Below are 19,995 nucleotides of genomic sequence, written 5' to 3'. Positions count from 1 at the left end.
TTACGCTTCAATTGACATTAATTCAAGCCAGGCCCGTGGCCGGATTGGCTGCTTCCTCCGTCATGACCATTGCCGTTACCGCCGCCATGGCCTCTGCCGCTGCCTGGACCATTTCCATTACCATCGCCCTGTTCGCCCTCGTGACCGTAACCTCCGCCTGAACCACGACCATGCCACCGTCCGCCGCGCTCGTACCCGGCCTGGCCGGGCACAGGATCCGTCTCCAGCGTCGCTTCAAGCTTCGTATAGCTCTCGCCTCCTGCCGCGTCGAGCGCCGTGACCTCGAATGTATACGCCGTTCCCGGCAACAGCTCCTCAGCGGTGTAGCTTAACGTCTCCGCTGCCAGCACAGCCGCTTCCTCGCCGTTGATCGTCACGCGGTAGCCTGCGACGCCCGTCGAATCATCCGCCGGATTCCAACTTAGCTCCGCCGTTTCTTCGTCCGTCAGCTCAGCGGACAGCTCGCTGAACGCCGGCCAGAATGGCGGACGTTCATCCCGATAGGCATCCGTCAGCACAAGCGCGTCTGACGTGCCTGAGCCGTTCTTCTCATAGATCTCCTCGTCCACGTCGTCATACGTATTGCCCTTGACGCTATGCGCGTACAAACCGTCCGTCAGCGTCATGCCGTCCAGCATATGCTCAAGGCGATTGTTCTCGAAGATGACGTTCAAGTTGTCGCGATCCTCCGAGGTGAACGTCGGGTTGCCGTCGCTCGACAAAGTAGCCGCCGAGGAGACCAGACCCGAGATCTTCTGATGCCGTACCGTGGAGACGGGCGTCTTGCTGCCATACAGGTAATTGTCCCTAATCTCGATACCATAGACGCCGGTGGCGTAGTACTTCCCTTCCACGCCGCTGCGCTGCGACACTGCGATGATGCCGGAAGCGTTCGCCTCGCCCGGTGTGCCGATCAGTTGGTTGCCCTTCACGTTCACGAAGTACGTCGGCGTGTAGCGATTCGTGCCCACGACCCCGGATGAATAGACATAGATGCCGTCGGTCTGCGACAGACGGTTGTCCGCGACGACCGCGTCGACGACGTTGCCGTACAGCCAGATGCCTCGCTGCCCGTCGATGATTTCGTTGCGGTAGATCGTCACATTGTCGTTCGGCGCGATCAGGGAGAATTTGCTCGTGCTGTCCGGCACGACGTCCCACGACTCGATCAAGGTATATTCCGTATCCGACACATGCGTCACCTCTCGGTATTGCCCCATCCCGGTGCCGTCGATGATCATGATCGACAGCTTGCCGCTTCGAAGCCCCGGACTCGGATTGGCAACCGGCGCCGCCGGCGCCAGCACAATCGAATTCGCCGTGGCCCCAAGCACGTTGCCCGTCGCAAAGTACGCACCGGGCATCTCCGCGAAGATCGACTCCCCGTCATTGTTAAACGTAACCTTCTGGTCGGCGCCGGTCGTACGCACGATGTTGTTCTCGACGTGGCTGTGATCCTTGATTCCGATGCCGTGGACCTGCACATCCGCTTCGCCGCGAATGACGAATTCGTTGTCCGTAATGAAGGTATACGCCGCCGTAATCGGCATCTGATCCGTCGCGTACTCGATGTAATTGCCCGTGGACTCTGCATATTCGTTCATATATACGCGCGTATATTGCGCATCCCAGCCCGCCATTCGGTTGTCCTTGAACAGGAAGCGCTCATCGCCGATTGCGATCATGCCTTGCCCCCGCCCACTGCCGCTGCCCGTCGCCGCGGGATCAAGCACGGGATAATCAAGACTGACCTGAGTAACGAAGATCTCGCTTGCCGTCCGGAGAGACGAGTCGCTGACCGCAGAGCCCCAATCCTGTCCGAGCCAGATGAACGCGTCGGGATACATCTCGTCATCCGCCGCCCGAAGACCGATTCGGGCGATGCCTGTATGGCCTTCGGTCTTGCCGTCGCCTGTTGCCTGAATAAAGTTGGCGCTGCCGCCCGTATGATAGAGCAGCGTATTCTCCGGCCCTTCGCCCATCAGCACGATGCCGCTCGGCAATTGGACCACGCTCGCTTGGAATTCGCCTGCCGGGAGATGAACGACGCCGCCGCCTGCCTGCTTCGCCGCGCTGACGGCAGCGGCGATAGCCGCCGTGTCGTCCATCCCGTCGCCCGCGACCGCGCCGTAATCCGTGACTTCGAATTGATCCTCCCATTGGAAATCCGATGCCCAGGCCACGCCGAGACCGAGCGGATCCTCCCCTTGCGGCACGACCGTCAAGGTCTGTGCGCTCTGCAGGCCTTGCCAGCCAAAGCCGCCGTCATTGCTGACCTCGACATTGTAGTCGCCCAGCGGCACATTCTCCACCAGGAAGCGAAGCGAGTACGGCGTCAGCTCTGTAATCTCGACAGGGTAGGATACACCCCCGACGTTCTTGAGCCTCACCTTCGACTCTCCTGCAGCATCGAATTCCCCTGCCATCAGGTTTCTGCCGGACAGGGCGATGGACAGCCCGTTATAAACCTCGTATTCGGAGATGAACAGAGGCCTCGGGGCGTTCAGCGTAATCGGCGCGCTCCAGCCGTGCGCATTGCTCACCCACAGCCGGTAAGCTCCCGCGCTTAGCGAATCAGGGAACAGCAGCTGCAGGAATTGCCCTCGGTCCTGATCCCGCTGCACGATCTCCAGCTCGACCGCGCTGCCGCCGGGCGCAGACCCTGCGGTCGCCAGCGGCTCGACGACCGCCTTCACCTCTTCCACGTCACTTGCGATCATCGCATGGCCGCTCACCTGGAACAGCATGCCCGGCTTCACCGCATCCGAAGCGCGGAGCAGCAGCGGCGGGCTGAGCCACGCCTTATCCTTGACGAGCAGCGACGCTGTCGCACTCGCTTCGCTCAGCAACTCCGCATCGTCCGCAGGCGTCGATGCGGTCACCGTATAATCGCCCGCGAAGCTCGGCGTATACGTCAGGTCCGCGAACCCGTTCGTATCTGTCGACACCGTGCCGAGATTGGCGTCGATGTACTCGCCGACATATTCACCGGACAAGGTGAACGTCACCGGCGCGTTCCCAATGCCTGTTCCCGCTTCATCGCTGTAATACACGGACATCGCGACGGTCTGGCCGGGCTCCTCCAGCGTCGGCTCGCTGTCCGTGAACGACAGGCTCGTCGCCGAATAGCTTGGCAGTTGAACCGTCGCCGCAGCGGTTGGCGCGGCGAGCAACGCACCGACCTTGTTCTGCAGCTGATAGCTGTACACGCCGCCCGAGACAAGGTTCTCGTCGAGATAGGAGTTCTCGCCCGCATCCGTCATCGCGATTGGTTGATAGGCGGCTTCGCTCTGCTCCTTGCGCAGGATGACTGTCTTCGTAGCGGCGGCATCCGTCCACGACAGCTGCACCTTGCGTCCTGGCTCCGGAGCCGCCGACAGATTCTGCGCCGTGGTCGGCACGGGTGCGTCGAAAAAGAAGCCGAGCGTGCTGACATTGCCGCTGGCCAGCTTGGTCGCCTTGAACCGGAAGCTGCCCTTCACGAGAAAAGTAATGTACTTGCCGTTATTTATCGTATCGACGTCGACCGACGCCAACGTGCTGCCGCCATTCGCAGTCTGAATCTCGAACCTCTCGACAACCGTCTCGACGCTGCCGAAGTCCGTCGTATAGATGGAGAACAGATGGGAATTCTCGTCGTTCAGCGTAAACGTATAATAGAGCGACGTTCCGCTATACACAGGCACACGCTTGCGGGAGGTTCCATCCGGCGTCTGAAGCGCCCGTTCATCGACCGGACCGCTCACCCAGTAGCTGCTGCCATGGCTCGTGTACGAATCAATGTAACTCGGCAGACTCGCGACGTCGTCCGCGAGAGGATTATCCCTGCCGCTCGTCAGCGTCGTCGTGAAGAAGGGCAGCACGTACCCTTCGGCGCCGAAGCGGCCGACCCAATCTCCCTGCGTCTCCGACTCCTCGCCGATGTATAATGCGCTGGACTGCGCGGCGGCGGAATAAGCAGGGATCATCCCCGCAATCAGAGTCATTATTAGCACCCACAAGCTTAAATGTCTCTTCTTCATTATTTTCATCCTCTCCTTTTCGTTAACGCTTTCATTCAGTCCCATAAAAAAAGCGGAGAGACGTAACTGGCGGCATACCGCCCTCCGTTCTCTCCGCTGTCTGACCTTCAAGCGATGCGCAGGCCGCTACTTCGTGCTGTCGTAGAGCTCCTGCGCTTCCTTCTGCAGTTGGGCGCCGCCAAGCTCGTTCCACTGCTTCACGAAGCTGTCGAAATACTCAATCGGCTCGTCTCCGCGAATAATCTTGGCGTACGCCTCGACCTTCAGCTTCAGCAGGTCGCCCCAGTATTCGCCGGAGGACGGCATAATGTCCGCCTTGCCGAACAGATCCGCAACAGGATATTGCGCATACTTTTCGTTAATCTCCATGTACTTGTCGCCAAAATACTTGTAGAAGATTGTGGAGTTTGGCCTGCCCGCGAACAAGGTCTTGGATTTGTCCAGCCCTTCTTCGTTCAGCTTCACATTATCGTCGTAAGGGGGCAAAAACTTGATGCCTTCCGTCAGATCCTTGCCGTTCGCGAAATCCCAATGCGTGCCCTGTATGCCGTAGGACATCCGTACAAACGTTTCTTCGTCGTTAATCAAGGCGTCGATCATCTCGAGCGCCCGCTGCAGCTTCTCCGGCTCCTTCTCGAGCTGCTTGCCAAATGCCATAGCATTGCCCGCCGTCCCCCAAGACCAGCCGCCGCGATCGCCGTTCGGTCCGGCAGGAAACTGACCGAATTCCAATTTGCCGTCCGGGTTCGCGTTCTTAAGGGCGGAGATGCTGGAGTTTGGATCGGATTCGTCCAGTCCGTAGATACTGGCATTATCGCCGAATGCATAGACGCCGTCGATATATTTCGGACCAAGGTCCTTGCCTGTGACGAATTCCGGATCGATATAGCCTGCTTTATACCACTCCGCGAGCTTCGCCAGCGCTTCCTTCGCTTCAGGCGCGACGGCTCCGTTAATGACCTGGCCGTCCTTCTCCATCCACTGCGTCGGCATCACGCCGTAAGCGCCGAAAATTTTCTGGAATGCCGCGTAGAAGGAGTTGCCGTTGGAGCTCAAGCCGTAGACGCCGATCTTCTTCAGCTTCGCGAACGCTTCCGTCATCTCGTCGATTGTATCAGGAATCTCGGTAACGCCGGCCTTTTCGAGCAGATCCGTTCGCCAGGTGACAGGTGTCGTGGACTTGCCGCCATAGAACGTCGGAACGCCATAATTCGTGCCGTTATAGTTCGTGTAATACCAGCCTTGCGGCGCAAAATCATCAAGCTCCTTTTTCGTTCGAGGCGCATACTGCTCAATCGTCTCGATCGGCACTTCGGCGAGGAGTCCCTGATCCGCGTACTTGAAAAGCTGATTCGGATCCATGACGGTCATAACGTCAGGAACCTCGCCGGTCGTCAGCATAATCTGCTGCCGTTGCACATAATCGGCGTACGCGACGGAGATGATATTCAGCTTCACATTAAACTTCTCCTCCAGATATTTCTGCCCTTCGGAATCCGGCAACACGACCTGATTTACCATCCATGTCAGCTCGATCGGCTCGTCGCCGCCTTCCGTCTTCCCGCCAGCATCGTTCGTGCTTGCCGGCGTCTTCGACGCCTCTCCGTTATTGTTGTTCGCATTGCCGCCGTTGTTGCCGCTGCAGGCGCTAAGCGCAAGCGACAGCGCCAGTACGAGCGCGAAGCTCGCGAACCGCCATTTCTTCTTTCCATTAGCCATCGTTTTCATCCCCCATTTTCGTTTTTCCATGCTTGTATTGTATTAAGTCTTGCGACGAAATACCAACTTAAGCTTGCCTTTAGCCTTCGCTTGCCCGCCTTGTCATCTGCAAGTCGCGCTCGCTCCGAGCATCAGCCCTTCACGGATCCCAGCATGATTCCCTTTACGAAGAAACGCTGCACGAAGGGATAGATGAACAGAATCGGCAGCGTGGCCACCATGACCGTCGCGGCCTTGAGCGTCTCCTTCGTATAGGTCGTCGCATGCAGGACTTCGGTCTGCGACGCGATGACATCCTCGCCGTCGATGACGATCCGTCTGACGAACAGCTGGAGCACCTGTTTGTCCATATCCTGGATATAGATCATCGCATCGAACCAGGCGTTCCAGTTGCTGACTCCCGCCCATAGCGCGACAACCGCCATAACGGGCAGAGAGAGCGGCAGTACGATCGACAGATAGGTCCGCCATTCGCCGGCGCCGTCGATCTTGGCCGAGTCAATGATCTCCTCCGGAATCGATTGGAAGAAATTGCGCATAATGATCATATTGAACGCACTTACCGAGGTCGGAAGCACCAGCGCCCAGACGGAATTGAGCAAGCCCAAATTCTGCACGAGCAGGTACATGGGAATAAGTCCGCCGCTGAACAGCATGCTGAACACATACAGCTTCATAAGGCCCGCCCGATGCGGGAAGCTCTTCCTCGACAGCGGATACGCCGTAAGCGAGGTGAACGCCAGCACCAGAACGATGCCGAGCGCCGTTCGGACGATCGTATTCAGGAAAGCGCGCCCGATGCCCGCTTGCTCCAGCACCTTCGCGTACGAGCCCCAAGTCGGATCGAGCGGAAGCAAATGCAAGCCCGGAAGCTTCGAATCCACCGGCGAGCTGAGCGACATCGTGAGCGTGTAGAGAAACGGATATAAGGTCAGCAGGGCCAGCAGAAGCAAGAGCAGCAAATTGACCGCGTCGAAAGTGTGTTCGGTCCATGTTTTTTTGTACACATCATCACCCCCCTACCAGATTCCCTGATCTCTGTCGTACAGCTTCACAAGCCGGTTGGCTGTAATAACGAGAATCAGTCCGAACGTGGAGCTGAACAAACCGGCCGCGGCGCCAACCTCGTAGTTCATCGTCAGCAATCGGCGAAGCACGTAGGTATCGAGGATGTCCCCGATGCTGGATGTCGTCGGCGTCATCAAGTTGTAGATCTGGTCGAAGCCCACGGATAAGAAATGGCCGATCGACAGCAGCAGCATAATCGTGATCGTCGGCGCGAGCGCCGGCAGCGTCACGTGCCAGATGCGCCGCCAACGACTGGCCCCGTCCGAGACGGCTGCTTCATAGAGCGTAGGATCAATGCCCGCGAGCGCCGCGAAGTAGACGATCGACCCCCAGCCGACGCTCTGCCAGATGTCCGTCGTCACAATGACACCGTAGAAGCTGGACGGTTCAATGAGCCAGCTCGTCGGTTCGACTCCGAAGAAGCCCAGGATGCGATTGAAGCCGCCGTCCCGCCCGAGGAACGTAAATAAGATGCCGCCCAGGATGACCCAGGAAAAGAAATGCGGCAGATACGTGACCGTCTGCACGATTCTCCGAAACCAGGTGAGCCGGATTTCATTCAACATAATGGCCAGCACGATCGGCGCGGGAAAGACGAAGACGTATTTCAACAGCGCGATGATAATCGTGTTGCGAAGAGCGTTCGTGAAGCCTTCGCCGGCGAACAGGTATCGGAAGTGGTCGAGCCCGACCCATGGGCTCCCGATAATACCCTCCAAAATTTTATAATCCTTGAACGCGATGACGATGCCGTAGAGTGGCACGTAGTGGAATAAGAGAAACAGCAGAAATCCCGGCAGAAACATGAGAATCAAATATCGATGTCTCGCATAGGATTGCAGTCGCGCCTCGATTCGGTCTCTCACCTAGAAGCCCCCCTAATCTGATTGCAAGGCCGGGATCATTCCCGCCTGACTCCACTGTATCCGCTTCGAAATTCCAAGGACAGTGACACTTCTTTAATCCGCGCGGCGCCAGTCTCCGCACGGATTCGCCGGGGTCGGCGATAAGATGTTAATCCACACGTAATGCAAAAGAGCCTACCATTAGTCGCAATCGGACCATGGAAGGCTCTTTTCCTGCCACTAAGTAAATCACTGCTTCAATCGATTACAACCGACGATTGCTGCGTTGAATGTAGGATGGCGGATAACCCATGATTTTTTTGAATACGCGATTAAAATGTGCTTGGTCGCTGTAACCCAAATGAGTCGACACTTGTCCAATCGTCATTCTGGTATTAAGGATCAAATCGCAGGCGGCGTGGACGCGCACCTGATGCAAATAAGTGATTGGCGTTATCCCGGTCACGGCTTTGAAAGTCTGTGTAATATAATTAGGCGCCCGATCTATATATCGCGATAATTCTTCAATACGTATCGCTTCCCGATAGTGAGTGCGAATATAATCCTGAACCTCCTGCATCAGTCGCAATTTGACGGAGGCAAAACGTTCTTCAACCAATTCTCTTGAAAAATATCCGAGCAACTCCAACGCAATTCCGGTGCAGATCAGCTCATCATGGGGATTGCGTCCGAACCAATGCTGCTGCAAGGCGGAAAACCGCATTTTTAAATAATCCAATTGACGGGTTTGAACCTTGCAGTATGGACTAGCCACGTCGAACGGGTAACTCTCCTTCCGATCAGCAAAGAAATGAATCGAATATTTCTGGTGTACGCTATTCCGCGCATTCATCGCCGCCCTCCTCACCCCTTTGGAAATATAGAGAACATCCCCCTTGTTTAATTCAACAGTCTCTCCATTCACAACATAGATCGCTTCGCCGTAAGTAACCAGTATTAAAATATCTGTCAGCGTATCCTTCTCTTCAATGTGCCACTGCGGATCCGTATTATCAAAACATACTGTAACAAGATCGATCATTTCTCCCGCTCCTCGCCCTCTCATCTTCATCTTCATCTTCATCTTCATCTTCATCTTCATCTTAGAATTATACAAATAATATTTGATTTTACAATCGAAAGAATAATCCCAATCCTCTAAAATGAAGAAAAGAATTGAGACAGGAGGCTTAGAAATGGCTGTTTATCCCATTGCGTCAACAGAGGAAATACCGGAAGGAACATTCAAAATGATACAAATTCAAGAGAAATCCATCGGGCTCTACAATGTTAAAGGGGACTATTATGCCGTTAACAATTACTGCCCTCACCAGGGCGCCGAATTATGCAAAGGAATCGTATGCGGCACTACGCTCGAATCACAAGTATATGAATTCATCTACGGAAGAGAGCAAGAAATTTTACGCTGTCCTTGGCATGGCTGGGAATTTGATCTGAGGACCGGCAAATCTTTATTCAGCGAGAAAGTACGAGTCAGAAGCTTCCCCGTGAGCGTCGAGAACGGACAAATCAGCATCACAATAGGAAAATAAGGAGGAAAGGCTATGTATTCAACCAACAAATCACTACCCGTTATCGATTGCGATGTGCATAATCAGTTCAGCAGCGGCAGAGCGCTTATTCCTTACCTTGAAGAACCTTGGCGCAGTCAAGCCGAGCGCTTCGGCGTGCCGGGAGCCGGACTCCCTTACGCCTCTCCAATCGGCAACAAGCGCAAGGACGCGAATCCGCCCAGCGGCCTCCCTGTAGGTTCCGATCCCGGATACGTATTGGAGCATTACGCAGATCCATTCAATTTAGAATATGCCTTGCTCTGCTCGGATTCCGTAATTGGCATCTCTGGATTCGCGGATCCCGATTACGCAGCCGCGATTTGCCGTGCGTACAACGACTATGTCATTGCGGAATGGCTCTCTGCAAGTCCGAAATTCAAAGGCTATATGTGCATAGCGACACAGGATCCGGCACAAGCCGTGCGCGAGATTGACCGAATCGGGCCGCACCCGGATATCGTTGCAGTCAGCGTCATTGGAGGATCCCGCATGCCATACGGCGACCGCTATTTCCACTCGATCTATGAGGCTTGCCAGCGTCACAGCCTGCCTTTGCTGCTTCATCCCGGGGCCGAGGGCGGCGGCATATTCAACCCGCCGACGGCGGTCGGATACGTCGCCACCTATCTGCAGTGGCATACTTGCCTGCCCCAGACTTATATGGCCCATCTGGTCAGCCTCGTCTGCGAGGGCGTGTTCGAGAAGTTCCCGGATTTCAAAGTCGTCATGTGCGAAGGAGGCGTGACATGGCTGCCTCCGCTGCTGTGGCGTCTGGACAAAAATTTCAAGGCTCTCCGCGCCTCGGCCCCATGGCTGAAGCGCATGCCGAGCGAATACGTTCGCGACCATTTTTTCATGACGACGCAGCCCATTGAAGAACCTGACAATCCGAAGCATCTGGACGCCATGTTCGAAATGTTCGATGCGGAGAATATGCTGCTCTTCTCCAGCGACTATCCGCACTGGGACTTCGATGATCCGACCAAAATTTTGCGCCGATTGCCGATCGATAAAAAACGGAAAATTTTGAGCGAAAATGCGAGGATGCTGTTCCGATTATAAGCAAAAATGCGACGCAGCACCCGAAATAAACGGATACTGCGTCGTGATAATTGCATATGAGTAACGAACACTTCTCACACCATGATCCGCCCGTCCCGCTGCTTTACCGGAAGGAAAATCGGCCTCTCGTCCGGCGTTCGGTTCGGCGTGTGGATCGCGAGCAGGAACTCGCCGCCGAACGTGCGGAAGATCATGCCGTGGCCTCCGTCGCTGCGATAGAGCGGCTCCCGCTCCTGCTCCCACGGCCCTTCGACACGGCCTGTCAGGGAACACGCGAGTCCGAGCGCATACTTGTTGTCGATGAAGCTTGCCCATAGCATGTGCAACGCGCCATCTTCTCCTCGAACCAGATAGGGCCCGTCCGTGACATAATTGCTTCTTCCCGGAAATCGCTCGGACAGAAAGGGAGTCGTCCACGGCGCTTCGGATGCCCGGAACAATAGCAGCGGCTCTCCCTCCGCACGCTTCAGGTCCTCGCTCAGCCGCACAGCGCACACCTCGCCATCGCCTGTCTGCTGCCATTCATGGCAGAACACCATCCACGGCTGCCCCTCGCCATCAATATGCAGACTGCCGTCCAGCGAGCTCCAGCTCTCCGGCGTGAGAGGCCCGTCGCTATGCAGCTCGAACGGCCCAAGCGGATTGTTCGCCGCAAGCACCGCCGTGCCGAGCAACCCGTTGTCCTTGCGCCGGAATGTTGCGAACATGATGAAGACGTTGCCGTATGGATACACCTCCGGCGCCCAGAAATTCGTGTCGGAGAAGAAATCCTCTCCGGGCCTGAATATCGTAAACGGGCCTTCCCATTGCTGGAGATTCGAGCTGACATAGGCGTCGAAGCCCGTTCCCTTGCCCCATATATTCGCATCGGTGCTGCCGTATAGATAATAACGTCCTTCGCTCTCGAGTGGGAGGACGAACGGATCGCGAATTTGTATGTCGGACAAGTGCTTCATGTGACAATCCTCCCTTTCTGCCTTTTACACTTGATTGCTTATGATTCCGTCTAATCTTCTGCTCTTGCCATGCTGCCGAAATTAATATGTCGGATACACGATCCCGATGTCCCGCTCGCTGATGAAGCCGCCCTGGGAATAGGCGAGCTTCTCGTTGCCCTTCACGGCAAACGGAATTTCGACGCCGCCCATGCGGAGCGTCCCGGCTACCGGATGCACGGACATGCCGATTATCCCGCGAAGCTCGCCGCTCCGATCGGTAATGATGCGTATGCCGCCGGGAAACCGAAGCCACTCCTTCCCGTCCCGATAGATAGCCGATTCCTGTTCCGCGTTGATGAACTCATAAGCATTGCCGTCAACGATGCGGCTGTACGCCGTTTCTCTGGCAACCTCCGCTCCGTGATCCATTGGATAAGGACGAAGCCCCGTGAACCAAAGCTCTCCCTCCGACGTCGGCAATATGCCGCTTAACCGTTCTACAAAGTCAAGTACGCATAGAATCGCCGGAGAATAAGTCTCGGTGAAGCCCTCTTCGCCCGTCCATGGACTAAGCGCTTGCGAGAACCTCGTCATGTTGGCCGCTGCGGCGAGTATCGGCTGCAGCACCCATGTGAGCTCCACATATCTTCCATGATGCTCGAACGCGTGCGGCGTGCGAATCAAACTCAGAAAATTGGACGCGCCTCCCCAACTGTTGTAAGCCGAGGATGGATCAAATCTTGGATCATCCATCGAAAGCGAGGTCATCCCGTATTTGGCGAAAAACTTTCTTGTGTTCAGCAGATACCGCTTCAGCATCTCGTCGAACAGCTCTCGATCTCCCACCTCGCAAGCCATAACCCGCAGCAGCACATCCGATTGCACGCGCACGAAGCGGTTATGCCGGTCGCGGTCGTAGAAGAAGAAATCCTCTTCGTCGAAGCAATAGCGCTGAAGGCTTGCAAGCGATGCCTCTGCTTTCGCGCGCCAATGCGTTTCATTCAGCCCGAGCTCTTCCGCGATAACTGCAAGATAGAGCCTCTGGCAATAGATATTGGCCGTCAGATCCGGCGCCAGAAAGGGAAGAATTGGCGAATTGGGATCGCATTTAGCCGCATCATCCAAATGCGGCGTATCGGGCGCATGCCAAAATCTCGGGCTGAGATCATGTCCCGTGTCAAAGGTGCTGAACGCTTCGACGCAGCCGGTTCCCCGCGTGTCGCGATGCGCTGCGATCCAATTGTCGTACCTGGCCATCGCCTGATACATCATCTGCAGGAAGGCTCTGTTCTTGCCGTTCAAGCGATAATGATTCCATACCGATCTGGCAAGCGGCGTCACAAGCTGAATTTGCCGGTAAGCTCCGCCATGCTCCGTCACCTTGTATGGCAGCAAGCCGTCGCTGCGCTGATGAAGGGCGAACGCTTCAAAGGTCGACTCCGCCACCGTCGGCGCGAAGCGCGACAGCAGCTCCGCGTTAATCGTTCCTGTGCTCTCCAGCCAGCAGCCCAGGTAGACGCCGCCTTCCTGCAGTATCGGCTGGGGACGGCCGCCTGATGGAACGATGCATTCGAGCAGCTTGCGCATCGCCTCTTCATGCACATGCTCCAGCTTGCCGCCAGATGCAGAGAAGGAAGCGCCTGAGCGTTCCCATTCCGCGATAACATCGGCCTCCCATGGCTTCGAAGCGTCCCCGAAGGTTCCTTTGATCGACTTGCTTCTAAGCTTCTCCATCAAGCCGCTATGCATTTTCTTCACCTGCTTTTACGATAATGACTGTTTCATTCCATTCCTTATTGGTTGTTGTTGAATATATCTACAGCGCTCTTATAGAAATCCTTCACGGCTTCCTCTACGTTCTTTCGTCCGAATCCAATTTCCTGAACCGCCGTCTTGCCGACCTTCTCGAATTCAGAGAACCCCGGAGGGTTGTAGCTGATGGCGAAAGGCTCCTTCTTCGTCGCTTCGGAGACGCGGCTCGTGTAGTCGTACACAATTTTGTCGACAGCGTTGGCATCGGCCTCCAGCACGCTGCGGTTATGAGCGGTTACCGGCACGCCGCGGTTGTTGCCCAGAATCTTGGCCGCTTCCTCGTCATTGATGAAGAAGCTGAGCAGCATCGCCGCTTCCTTCGGATGCTCCGTCTTGGCGTATACGGACAAGCCTTGGCTCGATTCGAACACGACGCCGGTTCCCTTCGGTCCTCTAGGCAATTGAACCAGCGTAAGCGGATCCTCCGTCAAGCTTTGATAGGCCGCGAGCTGATTGGATGGAATCAGATTCATCGCCGCTTTGCCCGTTGTAATCAGAGACTTGCTTGGATCGTCGATCGGATTGGATACCGCCAGCTCCGGCGTTACGACGCCGCCTGCCTTCGTCGCGTCATCCCAATATTTGAACCAATTCAAAGCATCCTCCTCGGTGAAACCAAGCTTGCCGGCCGCCATGTCATATAGCTGCGATCCGTTCTGCTTGAACGCAATGTCGAGACCCTCGAACGTAAAGTTGTACGTGCCGTAATAGCCTTTGCCCAGCTTGTCGGAGATTTCCTTCGAGATGCGGGCGTAATCCTCCCAGTTCCAACCGTCCTCCGGCACAGCGATGCCGGCCTGCTCGAACAGCTTCGTATTAACGACGATGCCTCTGGCATTGGCTCCCGCCGAGATATGAACCAGATGATCGTTCAGCGTGCCGTATTTCACCATCGAATCGTCCATGTCGGAGAGATCAAGCTCCTTGCCCACATAGGGATCCAGGCCCAGCAGCACATCCTTGTTCGCGTAGTCGACAACATTGCCTCCGAGGAAGAATACATCCGGCGCGGTTCCAGACGCCAACTGCGTATTCAACTTGTCGAAGTAGCCGGAAGACGGCGCGAATTCGCCGATGACTTTAATATTCGGATATTTGTCCATGAACAGCTGCAGCACTTCATTCGTCATATCCGCGCGGGCCTGATCGCCCCACCACATCACTCTCAGCTCAACCTGCTTTTCGCTTCCTTCTGTATTTCCCCCGCTGTTATTCTCGTTATTATTCTTGCTTCCCGTTCCGCTTCCGCCCGAGCAGGCCGCCAGTGTCAGCATGCAGACAACAACGAGCGAAGCCATCAATGATTTGCGTTTGATCAATTCAATCTCCCCCTGTATGGATGATGTAGCGCCCGGAAAAGGATGCGTTAAGCGCTTACCGTCATGTTACTGGATATCCCATTGCTTCAAAATACGATTCCTTCGGCAGTTCATTATTCATTTTTTCGGATGTTACGTTAACTGAACGAATGTTACTTCTGTGCAAGTTGCTGCGAGAACAGATCAATCTTCCGATCGCTGTTGTTACCAGATTTCCTGAATTCATGTGGCGCAGGTGAAATCCGGTAACAAAGGCGAACGCTATCGCTTCTCCAGAATGATCTGTTCTCTCCGCTGTGACGTTTCGGCCCTTCGTTCAACCTAAACAGTTATCCGATTCTATTTCAACCCCGTAGTCGCAATACCCTCCAGGAAATAGCGCTGGAAGATTAGGAAGACGGCCGTGATCGGCAGCAGCGACAGCGCGGACATGGCGAGCAGAGCTCCCCAATCGGAGGAGCCGGTTGGGTCGAATAACGCCCGGATGCCAAGCTGCACGGTGAATAGACGCAGATCGTTCAAGTAAATCATCTGGCTGAAGAAATCATCCCAGGTCCAGATGAAGGTGAAGATCGCCGTCGTAATAAGCGCGGGCACAAGCAGCGGCAGCATAATTCGGAAATAAATCGAGCGATAATTGCAGCCGTCAATCGTAGCGCTCTCGTCAAGCTCCTTCGGAATGCCCCGGATGAATTGCACCATGAGCAGAATGAAGAAGGAGTCGGTCGCAAGCCATTTCGGCAGGATGAGCGGGTAGTAGGTGTTGATCCATTCCAGCTGATTGAAGATCACATACTGCGGAACCAGCGTCACATGATAGGGCAGCATGATCGTCACCAGCATGCAGGAAAACCACAATTTGCTGAACTTGAATTTCAATCGCGCGAAAGCAAACGCCGCCAGCGAGCAGCTAATCACGTTGCCAAGCACGCTCATGATGGAGATGAGGAACGAATTGGCGAAAAAGCGGCTGAACGATATGCCCTGGAATCCGGCCCAGCCTCTTGCGTAATTGTCGAGCGTGAAGGTCTCGGGCCAAAGCGACGGATTCGAGAAGATAAGCTGGTTCGGCTTAAACGAGCTGCTTATGAGCCAAAGCACAGGGTAGATCATGAGCAGCCCGAGCAGGATGATCGGCAGATGCTTCAGAGCCTGCCCGAATTTCGCATTTTTCATAGCCATGCTGATCTACCTCCCTTCCTTATTGTCGCCATAGAATACCCAAAATTTCGAGGTGATGAAAATAATGGCGGTGAAAAATCCGATAATGAGCAGCATGATCCACGCCAGCGCCGACGCGTAGCCCATATCGAAGAAGGAGAAGCCCTTCAAATACAAGTAGAGCGTATAGAACATCGTCGCATCCAGCGGTCCGCCCCGTCCGTCCCCGATGACGAACGCCGGCGTGAAGGCCTGGAACGAATGGATGATGCTCATGACGAGATTGAAGAAGATGACGGGCGACAGCATCGGCAGCGTGATGCTCATGAACTGATTGCGCCTCCGCGCGCCGTCCACCTGGGCCGCTTCATAGAGATCGGCGGGGATTTGCTTCAGGCCCGCCAGGAAGATGACCATGGCGGAACCAAACTGCCATACCGACAAGGAAATGATGGTGTAGATGATATAATCGGGATGCGCGATCCACGCCGGCCCCTCAATGCCGAACCAGGAAAGAGCTTTGTTGACCGCTCCCGTTCCGTCGAAGATCTGCCGCCAGACGATCGCGATGGCCACGCTTCCGCCAAGCAACGAAGGAATATAGTAGATCGTACGGTAGATACCCAGCGCGCGAATGCCCTTGTTGAGCGCCATCGCGACAAGCAGCGCGAATGCGAGCCGCAGCGGAACTGACAGGAACACATACTTGAAGGTGAGCCACAAAGAGCCCCGGAAAGTATCGTCCTCGGTGAAAATTCGAGCATAGTTGTCGAATCCGATCCAGCTCGGCGGCGTCAGCAAATTGTATTTGGTCAGAGACAAGTAAAGCGATCCGGCCATCGGTCCGGCCGTAAGAAGAACAAATCCGAGCAGCCACGGCAGCAGAAAGAGATAGGCGGTTCGATTCTGCTCGCTGTACAAGGAACGTCGTGATTTTCCCATGGCAAAGCCCCCTTAATCATGATGATCGTACTGTACATTCATCATAAACAAGGAGGCTTTTCGTTAACATCTTATTTCTTCGGGAGTTCATTATCGTTTTTTTCAGATTGCCGCTGCCGGTATTCCGAAGGCGACATGCCGTGCATCCGCTTGAATCGCGAGCTGAAATAGCTGGCGTTCGAGAAACCGGTCAGCTCCGAGATGTCCCACAGGCTTAGCGTTGTCGTCTTCAGCAGCTCCATCGCATGCCCCATCCGAACCTGGGACACATATTGCACGAAGGTCATGCCGGTCTTCGCCTTGAACAATTCGGAGAAATAAGAGACATTATAATTATATTTGTCCGCTAGAGCCGTCAAGTTCAGATCATACATATAGTTCTCGTCGATGAATCTGCGCGAAGCTTCAATCACGGAAAGCTCTGCGTCCGCTCCGCTCTCCCTGAGCTGCCCGAACAGCTTGTCCGCGAGCCCCGAGAGATAATCGGCGGCTTTCTCGGCCGTGTTCAACTGCAGCACGTATTCCGGCGTGAGCCACAATTCTTCGCTTCCCGCAAAGGAACCATTCGACTTCCGCGCGAATTCCTCAAGAATGAGAAAGATTTGAAAGATCGTTTTCACATGCGCCATCCGCGATTTCGCCAGTGCATCCCGCAGCTTGCCGTCGATGGTCCGGGCGAACAGCTCTCGGTCCCCAAGCTCAAGCGAGCGCATAATCAGTTGAACCGTATCGTCCGGAAGAAGCTGCGGCTCGTCCGCGGGTCGCTCCATCTGCCGGAGCTCGCCATCGGCCATATGCCAGGCGACGAGCGAGGCGGTGCAGCTCTCCTTCCATTTGGCGAAGCCGCGCACGGGCCCTCCGATGCCGATTGATGGTTCGAAGCGGATATGCGCACGGACCGTTTCCTTTACTTTTTGGCCGAACTGCTCGACAGGAATTTCGTCCTCCTTCATAACGGCATGCATCAAGCCCGGATAGCTGTTGTCCTGGAAAACTTGAATAGAGTCTCCGTAATCGGCGGCAAGCTCTCGGAGCAACAGCTCGAACGGCAGCCGGAATTTTTCTGGGGATCGCTCAGAGGTCTCCTGACGCTCCAGCAACCCCCCGGTCAGGAAACTGACTTCCGCCTCATTCCACGACTCCAACTGGAACCACTTCGCCCGCTCCTCCCGGTTCTCTACTTGCCCGATTCCGCCTTTGGCCAGTTGAAGCAGGAATTGCTCTTTCAGCTCCGTATAATATCGGGTTAATTGCCATTCCATATTTTGAGCTTGCATAGCCCTTTCCCGTTCGTTGTCCAGTTGCCCCTTCACCTTCGACAAAGCCTGTGACAGCTCGTCTCTCGCCACCGGCTTCAGCAGATAATGGCTCGCTTGATGCCGAACCGCCGCATGAGCGTATTGGAAATCCTCATAGCCGGTAATGACGATCAAATTCAGACCCGCATCCTGCCGGCGGCAGGCGTCGAGGAAGGACAGCCCATCCATCACGGGCATATTCATGTCGGTAATTACGACATCGAACGGCTCGTTCTCCAGCAGCTCCATCGCTTCCCGCCCATTGGAGGCCTCGCCCGTAATCCGAAAGCCGAGCTCTTCCCAATTGATCTTCAGGCGCATGCCCTGGCGTATTTCCAGCTCGTCGTCAACGATCAAAACGTGGTACATGTCTATGCCTCCTCCTGAGCGGGCAGTATCAGCTCGATAGAAGCCCCGCCACGACTGCTGGTTGTTATCGTGAATTGGAATAAGGAGCCGTAATACAGTCCGCATCTTGCCAGAACATTGCCAAGCCCGATCTGTCTGCTTCTGCTAATCAGCACATCTTCCATTCGAGCCGACAAGGATTTCTCCCTCAGCTCCTTCACGACCGAATAGGGAATGCCCGGCCCGCTGTCGTCGACATGAAGCTGAATGCTGTTGCCGCTTCTAGCTGCCCTTATCTCGACATACGCCGTATCGCTATGTCCAAAGCTGTATTTCACCGCGTTCTCGATCAGCGGCTGCAGGATGAACTTGATGATTGGCGATCGCTCGAGATCGCTCCCGCAGCTCATTGCAAGATGCAAGCGATCGCCGAAGCGCGTTCTCAGAATTTCCGAATAATCCTGGGCATATTTCCACTCCTCGCGAAAGGTAACGAGATCGTCGTTCATCTTCAGCGAATAACGCATCATTTTGCCTAGTGATTCGATGACTTGCACCGTATCGTCCGTCCTCTTCTGCATCGTCAGGCTGCTCAGCAGCTCCAGCGTATTGAAGAGGAAATGCGGATTAATCTGCATGAGCAGCGCTTTATACTCCGCTTGCTGCCGGAACAGCTTCAGCTCGAATTCATTCTTGATATGCTGCCGCAGCTGAGTGACCATCTTGCGGAACGTCGCCGTTACGAAACCAACCTCGCTGTGCAAGCCCGATTCATGGGGCAATCGCAGCTCCGCTTGGCTGAAATCCCCTCTTTGCACATGCCTCATCGAGGAGACGAGCCGCGATAACGGCTTCGAGACGCCATGCGATATCCAAATCGCCAAAGCGACGGACAAGAGAAGCAGAATGGATGCGATAATAATCATGTTTCTTCGGAGACTGAACAGCTCGGCGTATAGATCCTTCTCCGGCACGATGCCGACGAGCATCCAGCCTGTCCGGTTCAGCTTTTTGAACACAATAATCTCCTTCTGACCGCCCGAGCCGCTCCTGTAGAGGATGCCTCCCTTCCGCCAGTCATCTCTAATCGTTGGAATCAACGATTCCCGACTTAATTCATTGCCGAAGCCAGCCTGTGACAGAAGCGGCTCGCCGTCATGGCCGAGCAAGTAGATGGAGCCGCTTTGTCCCAAATGAATGCGGTCCAGCGGCTTCAGGAAATAATCCGTGCTGACATTAATCTTCATAACCGTATCCGCATGGGAAGGCTCGAACGTTCCAATCGGCATCAGCATGCTGACCACCGAGTTGGCATTGCCGAAGCTCTCTTCCACGGGATCGACATGACCGGGAACCCATCGGATTCCTTTCGTCCGAAAATCCTGATACCAGCTCTCGCCCAGAAAATAATCATCGTCCACAACCTGATTTTCTCCGGAGATCCATGTGCCTTCGTTCCGATAAACCGTTACGCGTTGCACGCTGGAATAGCTGTTCGTCGCCTGTGTAAGAAAGCTGCTGAATTTCAGATTAAGCAGCATTCTCTCTCCATCGGTCAATCCATCCTCCGACATATCCCGATCCCAATTGCGAGTAATCTCGCTGTTAAATACGAGAGAAGCGACATCATAGATTTGCATCTGCACCATGTCGACGTAGGAGCCGTACTCCTCCATCTTCTCGAGCGCGGAGGATTCAATATGCGTGCGAATCATCGATCTCGATTCGTTGAACAGGACGATCGACAACGCTCCGAAGGAGATGACGAACAACATGATGAATATGGCGATCAGTCTGCTCTTCAGCGAATAGAACATCTCAATTCTTCCTTTCCTGAACGAATGGTCATCCAGCTCTCCTAGCTCTTCCCGCACCACTCGCGCCTCC

Annotated in this window: 14 protein-coding genes; 2 read left to right on the top strand and 12 right to left on the bottom strand. The window is 55.1% G+C overall.

Annotated features, from left to right (window positions below; all coding sequences use genetic code 11):
* Positions 1-17: 17 nt before the first annotated feature.
* The 5 genes from HFP08_RS05860 to HFP08_RS05840 form a co-directional block, all read right to left on the bottom strand.
* Positions 18-4,022 (bottom strand): glycosyl hydrolase family 28-related protein, encoded by a 4,005-nt coding sequence (locus HFP08_RS05860; RefSeq protein WP_168119603.1) that lies wholly within the window; start codon positions 4,020-4,022, stop codon positions 18-20.
* Positions 4,023-4,148: 126 nt separating this feature from the next.
* The gene (locus HFP08_RS05855; RefSeq protein WP_168119602.1) at positions 4,149-5,741 is read right to left on the bottom strand and encodes an extracellular solute-binding protein; all 1,593 of its coding nucleotides are present in this window, start codon (positions 5,739-5,741) and stop codon (positions 4,149-4,151) included.
* Between the two features lie 131 nt (positions 5,742-5,872).
* Positions 5,873-6,748, bottom strand: coding sequence for a carbohydrate ABC transporter permease (locus HFP08_RS05850; protein ID WP_168119601.1), 876 nt, complete (start codon positions 6,746-6,748; stop codon positions 5,873-5,875).
* A gap of 12 nt (positions 6,749-6,760) precedes the next feature.
* Positions 6,761-7,675, bottom strand: a complete 915-nt coding sequence (locus HFP08_RS05845) for an ABC transporter permease (protein ID WP_240941116.1) — start codon at positions 7,673-7,675, stop codon at positions 6,761-6,763.
* A 244-nt stretch (positions 7,676-7,919) separates the two neighbouring features.
* Complete coding sequence (locus tag HFP08_RS05840; RefSeq protein ID WP_168119600.1) at positions 7,920-8,744, bottom strand: AraC family transcriptional regulator; 825 nt, start codon at positions 8,742-8,744, stop codon at positions 7,920-7,922.
* 106 nt (positions 8,745-8,850) lie between these two features.
* Between HFP08_RS05840 and HFP08_RS05835 the strand changes: the two genes are divergently transcribed.
* Positions 8,851-9,207 carry a Rieske (2Fe-2S) protein gene (locus HFP08_RS05835; protein WP_168119599.1) on the top strand — a complete coding sequence of 119 codons (357 nt, stop codon included), beginning with the start codon at positions 8,851-8,853 and terminating at the stop codon, positions 9,205-9,207.
* A 12-nt stretch (positions 9,208-9,219) separates the two neighbouring features.
* On the top strand, positions 9,220-10,290 hold the full coding sequence (locus tag HFP08_RS05830; protein WP_168119598.1) for an amidohydrolase family protein: 1,071 nt from the start codon (positions 9,220-9,222) through the stop codon (positions 10,288-10,290).
* A 74-nt stretch (positions 10,291-10,364) separates the two neighbouring features.
* Here the strand turns inward: HFP08_RS05830 and HFP08_RS05825 are convergent, their stop codons facing one another.
* The 7 genes from HFP08_RS05825 to HFP08_RS05795 form a co-directional block, all read right to left on the bottom strand.
* A complete protein-coding gene (locus tag HFP08_RS05825) occupies positions 10,365-11,246 on the bottom strand; it encodes a glycoside hydrolase family 43 protein (RefSeq protein ID WP_168119597.1) in 882 nt (293 codons plus the stop codon).
* An 81-nt stretch (positions 11,247-11,327) separates the two neighbouring features.
* A complete protein-coding gene (locus tag HFP08_RS05820) occupies positions 11,328-12,977 on the bottom strand; it encodes an MGH1-like glycoside hydrolase domain-containing protein (protein WP_168119596.1) in 1,650 nt (549 codons plus the stop codon).
* 44 nt (positions 12,978-13,021) lie between these two features.
* Positions 13,022-14,338 carry an ABC transporter substrate-binding protein gene (locus HFP08_RS05815; RefSeq protein ID WP_481856547.1) on the bottom strand — a complete coding sequence of 439 codons (1,317 nt, stop codon included), beginning with the start codon at positions 14,336-14,338 and terminating at the stop codon, positions 13,022-13,024.
* Positions 14,339-14,698: 360 nt separating this feature from the next.
* Entirely contained in the window at positions 14,699-15,535 is an 837-nt protein-coding gene (locus HFP08_RS05810; RefSeq protein ID WP_481856546.1) for a carbohydrate ABC transporter permease, read from the bottom strand.
* Between the two features lie 12 nt (positions 15,536-15,547).
* Entirely contained in the window at positions 15,548-16,462 is a 915-nt protein-coding gene (locus tag HFP08_RS05805; protein ID WP_168119593.1) for a carbohydrate ABC transporter permease, read from the bottom strand.
* Positions 16,463-16,533: 71 nt separating this feature from the next.
* Positions 16,534-18,129, bottom strand: coding sequence for a response regulator (locus HFP08_RS05800; protein WP_168119592.1), 1,596 nt, complete (start codon positions 18,127-18,129; stop codon positions 16,534-16,536).
* Positions 18,130-18,131: 2 nt separating this feature from the next.
* The gene (locus HFP08_RS05795; RefSeq protein WP_481856540.1) at positions 18,132-19,982 is read right to left on the bottom strand and encodes a cache domain-containing sensor histidine kinase; all 1,851 of its coding nucleotides are present in this window, start codon (positions 19,980-19,982) and stop codon (positions 18,132-18,134) included.
* Between the last annotated feature and the right edge of the window lie 13 nt (positions 19,983-19,995).

Origin of the sequence: Paenibacillus sp. HB172176 (assembly GCF_011947265.1) — a bacterium.
Taxonomy (GTDB): Bacteria; Bacillota; Bacilli; order Paenibacillales; family Paenibacillaceae; genus Pristimantibacillus.
This window is presented reverse-complemented; position numbering and strand designations above follow the sequence as displayed.